Annotated in this window: 5 protein-coding genes; all 5 read left to right on the forward strand. The window is 72.0% G+C overall.

Annotated features, from left to right (window positions below; genetic code table 11):
* Positions 1 to 161 precede the first annotated feature (161 nt).
* The 5 genes from B4K29_RS11965 to B4K29_RS11985 all read left to right on the forward strand — a co-directional run bounded on the left by B4K29_RS11965 (position 162) and on the right by B4K29_RS11985 (position 5,340).
* Positions 162 to 1,133, forward strand: coding sequence for a siderophore ABC transporter substrate-binding protein (locus tag B4K29_RS11965; RefSeq protein WP_286960834.1), 972 nt, complete (start codon positions 162 to 164; stop codon positions 1,131 to 1,133).
* Positions 1,130 to 2,140 (forward strand): ABC transporter permease, encoded by a 1,011-nt coding sequence (locus B4K29_RS11970; protein WP_286967421.1) that lies wholly within the window; start codon positions 1,130 to 1,132, stop codon positions 2,138 to 2,140. The genes B4K29_RS11965 and B4K29_RS11970 overlap by 4 nt, the downstream gene beginning before the upstream one ends.
* Positions 2,130 to 3,206, forward strand: a complete 1,077-nt coding sequence (locus B4K29_RS11975) for an iron chelate uptake ABC transporter family permease subunit (RefSeq protein ID WP_286967424.1) — start codon at positions 2,130 to 2,132, stop codon at positions 3,204 to 3,206. Before B4K29_RS11970 ends, B4K29_RS11975 begins: the two co-directional genes overlap by 11 nt.
* Positions 3,203 to 4,006: an ABC transporter ATP-binding protein gene (locus B4K29_RS11980; RefSeq protein WP_239262606.1), complete on the forward strand. Its 804-nt coding sequence runs from the start codon at positions 3,203 to 3,205 to the stop codon at positions 4,004 to 4,006. The genes B4K29_RS11975 and B4K29_RS11980 overlap by 4 nt, the downstream gene beginning before the upstream one ends.
* Before the next feature lie 200 nt (positions 4,007 to 4,206).
* Positions 4,207 to 5,340 carry an ROK family transcriptional regulator gene (locus tag B4K29_RS11985; protein ID WP_029212877.1) on the forward strand — a complete coding sequence of 378 codons (1,134 nt, stop codon included), beginning with the start codon at positions 4,207 to 4,209 and terminating at the stop codon, positions 5,338 to 5,340.
* Positions 5,341 to 5,733: the final 393 nt, after the last annotated feature.

Genomic DNA, 5,733 nt, shown 5'->3' on the forward strand with positions numbered 1-5,733 from the left:
AAGACAGGTTGACAACTTCCGACGAAGGCCGGTCGATGCCTTCACCGGGGGCGGGTGTGAGGCAGGTCTCGTGGCGCGACGGCGGGGGCGGGTTGTGCAGGGAAGGAAGACCTAACTAAGGTTTGCCTATCCTTCTCATCGGTTCTGTCGATCGGAGCACCATGTCGTCCCGCCTGCTCACCCCCGCCCGCACCGCGATCCTCGCCACGGTCGCCCTGTCGACGGCCGCGTGCGGCTCGGCCACCGCGGGCTCCGGCTCGTCGGGGTCGGCAGCCGCGTCCGACAGCGCCAGGACCGTGAGCATCACCCACGCCCAGGGCACCACCCAGGTCCCCGTGCAGCCGAAGAAGGTCGCCGTGCTCGACATGGGCGCCCTCGACAGCATCACGTCCATGGGCGCGGGCGACTCCGTCAAGAGCCTCGCGAAGCAGGGCCTCCCCGCCTTCCTGCAGCAGTACAAGGCCGAGAAGTACGCCAACCTGGGCACGATGTTCGAGCCGGACCTGGAGAAGCTCGCGACCGACAAGCCGGACCTCATCGTCGTGGGCGGCCGCTCTGCGGCGAAGTACAAGGACCTCGCCAAGATCGCGCCGACCATCGACACCACCGTGTCGTCCAAGGGCGACTTCTTCGAGGGCGTCAAGAAGGTGAACACCTCCCTCGGCCAGGTGTTCGGCAAGGAGGCCGAGGTCAAGGCCAAGCTGGCCGCTGTCGACACCAAGGTCGCCGCGACCAAGGCCAAGGCGGCCGGCGCCGGCACCGGCCTGATCCTCATGACCAGCGGTGGCAAGGTCAGCGCGTTCGGCCCGCAGTCCCGGTTCGGCCTCATCCACACCGCCCTCGGCGTCAAGCCCACCGCGGCCAAGATGACCGAGGACCGCCACGGCATGGCGGCGAGCTTCGAGTACATCAAGGCCGCCAACCCCGGCCACCTCTTCGTCGTCGACCGCGACGCCGCGATCGGCGAGAGCGGCAAGGCCGCCAAGGAGGTCCTCGACAACGCGCTGGTCAAGGCCACCCCGGCGGGTGCCGGAAACAAGATCACCTACCTGGACGGCCAGCGCTGGTACGTCACCGGCACCGGGCTGGACAACCTGTCGGCCATGGTCGACGAGGTCGCGGCAGGGCTGTGACGACGCCCGCCCCGCCCGCACCGACGAGGCAGCGACCCCGCCAGGCAGCTCTGCTGCTCGGCGGGGTGGTCGCCGTGGGGATCCTCGCGGCCTGCTCGCTCTTCGTCGGCGTCGCCGACGTGTCACCGGGGGCGCTGCTCGACCCCGCGCGTCGCGGGGAGGCGCTGGACCTGCTCGCGATCAGTCGCTTCCCGCGCACGATCGCCCTGGTCCTGGCGGGTGCCGGGCTCGCGGTGTGCGGCCTGATCATGCAGCTGCTCACCCGCAACCCCTTCGTCGAGCCGTCGACGACGGGGACCATGGAGTTCGCCAGCCTCGGGCTGCTCGTCATGGCCCTCACCTGGCCCGATGCCCCGGTTCTGGCCCGTATGGCGGTCGCCGCCGTGGCCGCCCTCGCCGGCACGGCCGTGTTCCTGCGACTCGTGAGCGCCGTGACCATCCGCGACGTGCTCGTGGTGCCGCTCATCGGGCTCGTGCTGTCCGGGATCGTCGGTGCTGTCGCCACGTTCGTCGCCTACCGCTACGACCTGATCCAGAGCCTCTCCGCCTGGATGACCGGAGACTTCTCCGCCACGATCCAGGGCCGCTACGAGCTGCTCTGGCTGGCGGGCGTGCTCACGGCGCTCGCGGTCGTGGTCGCCGACCGGTTCACGGTCGCCGGCCTCGGGGAGGACGTGGCCACCAACCTTGGCCTCGACTACCGCCGCACCATGGCGATCGGGATGAGCATCGTCGCCGTCACCACGGCCGCGGTCGTGGTCACCGTCGGCATGCTCGGCTTCATCGGCCTGGTCGTCCCCAACATCGTCGTGCTCGCGATGGGCGGCAACGCCCGCCGCAGCGTCCCCTGGGTCGCCATCGGCGGCGCCACCCTGGTGCTGCTCTGCGACCTGCTCGCCCGGACGCTCGTCGCCCCGCACGAGCTCCCCATCGGCACGATCCTCGGGGTCGTCGGCGCCGGGGCCTTCCTCGCCATGCTCCTCAAGGGGGTCCGCGGTGTCCGCTGAACCCCTCACGGACAAGCCCATCGCGCCCGTCGAGCCCGTCGAGCCTTGGAGGCGGCAGGTCGAGGCGGCGGCCACGCGTCGCAGCTGCGGGGGGTGGCGCCGGGCGCCCGGCCTGCGCGTCGCCGGGTGGTGGGCCCTCGCGGCGGCAGCCGCGACGGCATACGTGCTCTGGGGCCTGGACCTGAGGACGATCGACCAGACCACCCTGGAATTCATCCTCCCGCGACGCCTGACCACGCTCGCGACCATGACCGTCGTCGGTGTCGGCGTCGCCCTGGCCACCGTGCTGTTCCACACGGTCACCGCCAACCGGATCCTGACGCCGTCGATCATGGGCTTCGACGCGCTCTACCTGCTCGTCCAGACCGGCACGGTGGTGCTGCTCGGCGTCACCGGCAGCCTGACCCTCGACCCGGTCTCGAGCTTCGCCTGGCAGGCGACCGCCATGACCCTGCTCGCCGTCGCGCTCTACCGGTGGCTGCTCGTCGGCCTCGGGCGCAGCCTGCACATGGTCGTCCTGGTCGGCGTGGTGATCGGCGGCTTCTTCCGAGCGCTGTCCACGTTGATGCAACGCGCGATGGACCCGACCGAGTTCATCGTGCTGCAGGACCGCTTCTTCGCCGACTTCCACGGCGCCGACCTGCGGCTCGTGGGCGTCACCGCGGTGATCGTCGCGCTCGCGGCGGCCTGGACGATCTGGCGCGCGGGACGCCTCGACGTCCTCGCGCTCGGCCGCGACATCGCCGTGTCCCTCGGCCTCGACCACCGGCGCGGCCAGCTCGCGGTCCTCGCCCTGGTGGCGCTCCTCGTGGCCGCGGCGACCGCGCTCGTCGGACCCACCAGCTTCTTCGGCCTGCTGGTCGCCCACCTCGCCTACCAGACGGTGGGGACCCATCGGCACGCCCACGTCGTCCCCGCCGCCTGCGGTGCTGCCGTCGTCACCCTCGTCGGCGGCCAGCTCGTCCTGGAGAAGGCCCTCGGCCTCGAAGGCTCCCTCTCCCTCGTCGTCGAGCTCCTCGGCGGCGTCACCTTCCTCGTCCTCCTCCTGCGAAGGGCCCGCGCATGACCTCCACCGCCGTCCACCAGGACACCGCGACCACCTCGGGCATCGCCATACGGGAGGTGTCCAAGTCGTATGACGGCACCACCGTCGTCGACCGGGTCACCCTCGACCTGCCCACCGGCGGACTGACCTGCCTGGTCGGGCCCAACGGCGCAGGGAAGTCGACCCTGCTCTCGATCGTCGCCCGCCTGCTGCCTGCCGACGGGGGCGAGGTGCGCGTCGACGACCTCGACGTCGCCCGCTGCGAGTCCTCGGTGCTGGCAAGGAGACTCGCGATCCTGCGTCAGGAGCATCACCTCGCGGTGCGCCTGCGGGTGCGGGACCTGGTGGGCTTCGGGCGGTTCCCGCACTGCGGCGGGCGGCTGCGGCCGATCGACGTGGAGCACGTGGACCGGGCGCTGCACTACCTGGACCTGGAGGACCTCGCCGACCGGTTCGTCGACGAGCTGTCCGGCGGTCAGCGGCAGCGGGTGCTCATCGCCATGGTCATCGCCCAGGACACCGACTACGTCCTGCTCGACGAGCCGCTCAACAACCTCGACATGCGGCACGCCCTGGGGATCCTGCGGCTGCTGCGGCGCGCCGTGGACGAGCTGGGCAAGACCGTCGTGGTGGTCGTGCACGACCTCAACGCGGCCGCCGCCTTCGCCGACCGGATCGTCGCCATGCGCGACGGCCGGGTCGTCGCCGCGGGCAGCCCGGACGAGGTGATGCGCGAGGGCCTGCTGGAGGAGATCTTCGCCGTGCCGATCACGGTCGACCGCGTGCACGGCCGGCCTGTCGGTCACTACCTCCGCCGCTGACCTCGCCGCCGCTGACCTCGCCGGCGCTGACCTGCGCCACCGACCTCCGGCAGCGACCTCCGGCGCCAGGGGCTTTGGTGCAGCTATGCTCAAAAGGTCCGGCCGACCTGGTCTGACGCGATCGAGTCCGTGTCGTGGTGCCGCGTCGACGCCTGGCGCATCGAAGGCTCCCGGCGGACCGCGGGCGAGGAGGTGCGCCGATGGCTGCGACCGAGACCGGTGCCGGCGAGGTGCTCGCGCACCTGCGCGAGCACGGACCGGCGACCCGGCGCGGGCTCGTCGACGGACTCGGCTGGGCACGCATGACGGTCGGCAAGCGGCTCGACGAGCTGCTCGCCGCCGGGTTCGTCGTGAGCCGAGGGCTCGGGGCCAGCGAGGGTGGTCGGCCCGCCGAGACCTTCGCGGTCGACGACGACCTCGGGCTGGTCGTGGGCCTCGACGTCGGTGGTGCCTATACCCGCGTCGGGATCACCGACATGGCTGGTCGCTTCCTCGCCGAGGACGGCGCCGACATCGGGCTGCCCACCGGCCCCGCGGGGGTGGCGGCGTGGGCCGACGGTCGGATCGCCTCCCTCCTGGCAGGCATCGGCCGCTCGCCCGCGGACGTGCGGGCGGTGGGGGTCGGCGTGCCCGGGCCGGTCGACGTGCGAACCGGCCTCATCGGGGCGCCGCTGCGCGAGAGCGCCTGGGAGGGAGTCAGGTTCACGGACCTGCTGACGATCCGCGGCGACGTCCAGGTCGTCGACCGGGACGTCAACACCATGGCGGTCGCCGAGCACGCCGCGCTCGGGGCCGGCGACCACACCGTGGTCCTGCGGGTCGGCATGGGCATCAGCTGCGCGTTCGTCCTCGACGGGCGGGTCTATCGCGGCGAGCGTGGCGGAGTGGGCGTGCTGACGCTGCCCGGGCCGGACGGTCGCCTGCGTCGCCTCGAGGACGTCGCCAGCGGGTATGTCGTGCGAGACCGGCTGGCATCGCACGGGGTTGAGGCCAGGACGAGCTTCGACCTCGTGTCGCTCGTCGAGGACGGTCACCCGCTGGCCTGCCAGCTGGTCGGCGAGGTGGGCGAGGCGCTCGGGCGCTCCCTCGCCGAGGTCGTGCGGCTGCTCAACCCGACGACCGTCGTCGTGGGTGGCGCACTCTCCGGGGCGGGGGGCGTCCTGATGGCACCGCTGCGCCGGGCGCTCGACGAGGGGGCGGGGGAGTATGCCCTGCAGACCCTCAGCCTGCGGACGACGCTTCTCGGCGGGCGGTCCGGCCTGGCCGGCGCCGTGCGGCTGGCGGCGGACGCGTACTTCGAGCCGGGTCGTGTCTCTCGCCTCGTCTCGTCCTGATTCACCCCGCCGTTCGCGCTCGCGGCGGGTGCGGCCCCGGCGTGCGGCTGCGCTCAGGGTGCCGTGGGTGTCTCGTGCTGCAGGGTGAGACGGGTGTGGTGACGTGAGGCGTGGCGGGTGGGTGGTTGGGGTGTGCTCGGGCTGGCGAGGGTGTCTCGTGCTGCAGGGTGAGACGGGTGCGGCGACGCGAGACGGGTGCGGCGACGCGAGACGGGTTCGGCAGCGCGAGACGGCGTGGCGTGAATGTGACTGTCGGTCAACGGAGTTGGACGGGCGGGGGTGCGGTGCGGGGTCGCCTGGGTGCGGGGGGTGAAAGTCCGCGCAGCCAGGTGACTAGATCTGTTGTTCCCAACACGCGTTCGATAGAATCAGGGCATGTCCTACCTCGAGGTG

Source organism: Arsenicicoccus sp. UBA6765 (assembly GCF_002453335.1).
Classification (GTDB): domain Bacteria; phylum Actinomycetota; class Actinomycetes; order Actinomycetales; family Dermatophilaceae; genus Arsenicicoccus; species Arsenicicoccus bolidensis.